Here is a 3,847-nt window from a genome sequence, read left to right on the forward strand (position 1 = left end):
GGAACCCGGCGGCGCGGCTTCCCTACCAGGGTTTGCTTCTGGGCGCTCGCGCTACGGACGAGAGCGACTCCTCTTATTTCGTGAACCCTACCTAAGCACTCCCATCCCTACACCAACATGAATCAGGAATATTTCACCGGCATCAAGACCATCGCCTACGAAGGCCCGAAGACCCGCAACCGTCTCGCCTTCCGCCATTACAACGCGGAGGAAGTCGTCGGCAAAAAGAAGATGAAGGATCATCTGCGCTTCTCGATGGCCTACTGGCACGCGATGAAGAATACCTCCAGCGATCCCTTCGGCGGCGGCACCCGCCAGCGCCCGTGGGATGACGGCAGCAGCACCGTGGAAAATGCGCGGCGCGTGGCCGATGCCGGCTTCGAGTTCATGCAAAAGCTGGGACTCGGCTTCTACTGCTTCCACGACCGCGACGTCGCCCCGGAACTCGGCGATCTCCAGGCGAGCAACGACGCGCTCGATGCCGTGGCGGATCATTTGCGCAAGCTGCAGCGCCAGACGGGGATCAAGCTGCTCTGGGGCACGGCCTGCCTCTTCGCGCATCCGCGCTACATGCAGGGCGCGGCCACCAGCCCGAGCGCGGATGTCTATGCCATCGCCGCCGCGCAGGTGAAGCACGCCATGGATGTCACCCACCGCCTGGGCGGTCTCGGCTACACCTTCTGGGGTGGCCGCGAAGGCTACGCGACCCTCTTGAACACGGACATGAAACGCGAGACGGGCAACCTCGCGCACTTCCTCCACATGGCCGTGGAGTACAAGAAGAAGATCGGCTTCAAGGGCCAGTTCTACATCGAGCCGAAGCCGCGCGAACCCTCCACGCATCAATACGACAGCGACGCGGCGGCGTGCCTCAATTTCCTGCGCGAGCACGATCTGCTGGAGCACTTCAAACTCAACATCGAGACGAACCACGCCACGCTCGCCCTGCACCGCGTGGAGCACGAGCTGGCCGTCGCCGCTGGCGCCGGCGCGCTGGGCAGCATCGATGCGAATACCGGCGACGAACTCGTCGGCTGGGACACCGACCAGTTTCCCACCAACGTCTACATGGCCACGCAGATGACCCTGCAACTGCTCAAGATGGGCGGCTTCAAGACCGGCGGCCTCAATTTCGACGCCAAGGTGCGCCGCGAAAGCTACGAGCCGGTTGACCTCTTCCACGCCCACATCGGAGGCATGGACACCTTTGCCCGCGGCTTGAAAATCGCCCACCGCATCATCGAGGACGGCGAACTCGATCGCTTCGTGAAGACGCGTTACGCCAGCTTCGACAACGGCATCGGCAAGACCGTCACCACCGGCAAAGCTACCTTCGAGAGCCTGGAAAAACACGCCCTGAAGCTCGGCCCCGTGCTCCCCGCCAGCGGTCGCCAGGAAATGCTGGAAAACCTGCTCAACGACTACGTCCTGTAAGCCGCCCGCTTCCTCCTCGCATGTCATCCTGAGCGGAGTGTAACGCAGTCGAAGGACCCCGTGGAATAACCAGCAACACCTTTGGTACAACGATCAAGCAGGCCCGTCGAACAACCGGCAGCATCGCTGGTAGAGCGACGGGGTCCTTCGACTCCGTTACACTCCGCTCAGGATGACATCGCGAGGGGAGGCGGCGGACTGCGGAAATCGGGAAAGCCTTGAAGTCACGCGCGTGAGCGATTACCCCATCGCCTCCGGCAGTTTTCATCCTTCATCCTTTTCCCACCATGTCCGTCCTCGTAGTTGGTTCCATCGGTCTCGACGATATCAAGACTCCCCTTGAGGAGCAGAAAGATCTGCTCGGGGGATCGACCTCCTACGCCTCGGTGGCCGCGAGCTTCTTCGCGCCGGTCAATCTCGTCGGCATCGTGGGTGACGACTTCCCGAAGGAACACGTCGATTTCTTCCGCGCCCACCAGATCGACCTGGCCGGCCTGCAAATCGTCCCCGGCAAGACCTTCCGCTGGTCCGGCGAATACATGTGGGACCTGAACACCCGCGAGACGCGCAGCATCGCGCTGAATGTCTTCGAGAGCTTCGAGCCCAAGCTGCCGCCCGGCTACGAAAAGACACCTTACGTCCTGCTGGGCAACATCCACCCGAATCTCCAGCACCACGTGCTCGACCAGATGAAGGGTCCGCGCTTCGTCATCGCCGACACCATGGACTTGTGGATCAACAACACGCCCGAGGAACTCCAGCGCCTGCTGCCCCGCGTGCACATGCTCATCCTCAACGATAGCGAGGCCCGCCTGCTCACCAAGCAGACCAGCCTGATCAAAGCCGCCGCCCAGATCCGCAATGCGGGCCCGGCCTATGTCGTCATCAAAAAGGGCGAACACGGCGCGCTGCTCTTCGGTCCCGACGGCCAGTTCTTCAGTTGCGGCGCGTATCCGCTGGAAGACATCCACGATCCGACCGGCGCGGGCGACACCTTTGCCGGCGGTCTCGCCGGGCACCTGGCCTCGCTGAATCACGGCGTCGTCACCTTCGATTCCCTGCGCAAAGCCGTCGTCCTCGGCAGCGTCATGGCCAGCTACAACGTCGAGGCCTTCTCCCTGGAGCGCCTGCGCACCTTGACCCAGGCCGACATCGAGGAGCGCTACCAGATCTTCAAGCGGATGAGCCAGTTTGAGGTGATCGGGTAGGCTGTGTAGCGGAGGTGGTTTTTCAACCACAAAGGCACGAGGACACGAAGAGTTGAGAATCGACGCGCGAGCCGGTATTGAGGTCTTTCTTCCTTAGTGTCTTCGGGCCTTCGTGGTGAACCCCTTCGCGTCGCCCGGGTACGGCATAAAACTATAAACACGGCTGCCGTCGGTAGGAGGCACGAAGCATTTTCACTATGTCCGATCCCCGCAATGTCGCCCACGATAAGAAAGTCATCCAGGAGAAGAAACACCACCACGAGGGACCCGCCGTCGGTGCCGTGAAGAAAGTGCAGCCCGGCAAGAAGCCGGAACTCCAGCACCACAATGAGCACGAAGACCCCGCCACAGAGCGTGCGGAAGCCATTGCTCACGAAGCGGAAGTAGTGGAGGAAGCGGTGGCCGCCCACGACGAGCGCACTGCCCCGCACAAGCCCGAGTAGATCCCCATTTTGCCGCGCGCCTGCGGGTGGAAGGCGTCTGGACCCTGTCCCCGCATGGCGCTTGGTGACGCAAGGTGTAGGGCGCGTGTCCTCACGCGCCGGGAGAGAATTTCGCTCCAATACCGCTGTTTTGCAGCGCACGGAGTAAATTTTCCGCAATGGAGCCAACAGAGCCAATGGGCCGATGCACTTTTTTGTGAAATGCGGGCATAATAGCCCGCATGAACATCCGTCATCTCGACTCCTCCCGTCTTCGCAAAATCGCCTCCGGCCTCTCGCCATTTGCCAATGGCTCGACGAAAGCGCCCCCCCCGACGCCTCGTCAAAACGCTCAACTTACTGCTGGAAGTCCGCGAGGGGCTCAGGCGTTCCCGTCGCCAGCGCATGAAGCCAAATCAAGCCAAATCAAGGCATTCAAGCCTCCGAAATTTTCTCCCGCGCATGCTTACCACACACACCCAACCCGGTGTATTTCCAGAGTGAATCGCGGTCAATTGTGCCCAGTCGTGCCTAATCGTGCCCCCAATTTTCTCTTTTTCTCCCCAACCTCCGCGTCTCCGCGCCTCGGCGGTTTAAAACCACCCTCTTCGCGAACCGGTGATTTTCCGAAGATACCCCTTGCATTCCCCCTCCTTCACGCTTAAACAGCACGCCCATTTTCTTTTCGCCGATTACCGCACGCTCTTAAAATATGTCCACTGAACTGATGACGGAACTTCTCGAGGCTGGTGTCCACTTTGGTCACCAGACCAAACGCTGGAA

The 3,847-nt window shown here is 60.9% G+C and carries 3 protein-coding genes; all 3 read left to right on the top strand.

Annotated features, from left to right (window positions below):
- Positions 1-117: 117 nt before the first annotated feature.
- The 3 genes from xylA to ABJF10_RS29860 all read left to right on the top strand — a co-directional run bounded on the left by xylA (position 118) and on the right by ABJF10_RS29860 (position 3,085).
- The gene (gene xylA, locus ABJF10_RS29850; protein WP_348548249.1) at positions 118-1,434 is read left to right on the top strand and encodes a xylose isomerase; all 1,317 of its coding nucleotides are present in this window, start codon (positions 118-120) and stop codon (positions 1,432-1,434) included.
- Between the two features lie 287 nt (positions 1,435-1,721).
- Positions 1,722-2,642 (top strand): PfkB family carbohydrate kinase, encoded by a 921-nt coding sequence (locus tag ABJF10_RS29855; protein ID WP_348548250.1) that lies wholly within the window; start codon positions 1,722-1,724, stop codon positions 2,640-2,642.
- Positions 2,643-2,839: 197 nt separating this feature from the next.
- Positions 2,840-3,085, top strand: coding sequence for a hypothetical protein (locus tag ABJF10_RS29860; RefSeq protein ID WP_348548251.1), 246 nt, complete (start codon positions 2,840-2,842; stop codon positions 3,083-3,085).
- The last annotated feature ends 762 nt before the right edge of the window (positions 3,086-3,847 follow it).

Origin of the sequence: Chthoniobacter sp., assembly GCF_040003245.1 — a bacterium.
Classification (GTDB): Bacteria; Verrucomicrobiota; Verrucomicrobiia; order Chthoniobacterales; family Chthoniobacteraceae; genus Chthoniobacter.